At 61.1% G+C, this 678-nt stretch carries 1 protein-coding gene; it reads left to right on the forward strand.

Annotation, left to right across the window (positions count from 1 at the left end; translation table 11 throughout):
• A partial coding sequence (locus AWB64_RS30605) for a substrate-binding domain-containing protein (protein ID WP_060859151.1) occupies positions 1-678 on the forward strand: 678 nt, incomplete at both ends.

Consider the following 678-nt stretch of genomic DNA (forward strand, 5'->3'; position numbering starts at 1 on the left):
CCTCATCACGAACGGCATCAAGGACGAAACCGATACCGCGAACCAGATCCGCATTGTCGAGCAGATGATCGTCTCGAAGGTCGACGCCCTCGTGATCGCGCCGGCGGATTCCAAGGCGCTGGTTCCGGTCATCAAGAAAGCGGTCGACGCCGGGATCATCGTGGTGAATATCGACAACAAGCTCGACTCGGACGTGCTCAAGTCGAAAGACCTGAACGTGCCGTTCGTCGGCCCGGACAACGCAAAGGGCGCGCGTCAGGTGGGCGAGTATCTGGCGAAGAAACTCAAGTCCGGCGATGAGGTGGGCATTATCGAAGGTGTCTCGACCACGACTAATGCGCAGCAGCGCACAGCCGGTTTCAAGCAGGCCATGCAAACTGGCGGCATGAAGGTGGTGGCGCTGCAATCGGGTGACTGGGAAATCGACAAGGGCAATGCGGTGGCGTCGCAGATCCTGAACGCGAATCCCAACGTGAAGGCGCTGCTGTGCGGCAACGACAACATGGCAATCGGCGCCGTGTCGGCCGTGCGCGCCGCGGGCAAAGCGGGCAAGGTGCAGGTCGTGGGCTATGACAACATCAACGCCATCAAGCCGATGCTCGCCGACGGCCGCGTGCTCGCCACCGCCGACCAGTACGCTGCAAAGCAGGCGGTTTTCGGTATCGATACCGCGTTGAA

The organism is Caballeronia sordidicola, assembly GCF_001544455.2.
Lineage (GTDB): Bacteria > Pseudomonadota > Gammaproteobacteria > Burkholderiales > Burkholderiaceae > Caballeronia > Caballeronia sordidicola.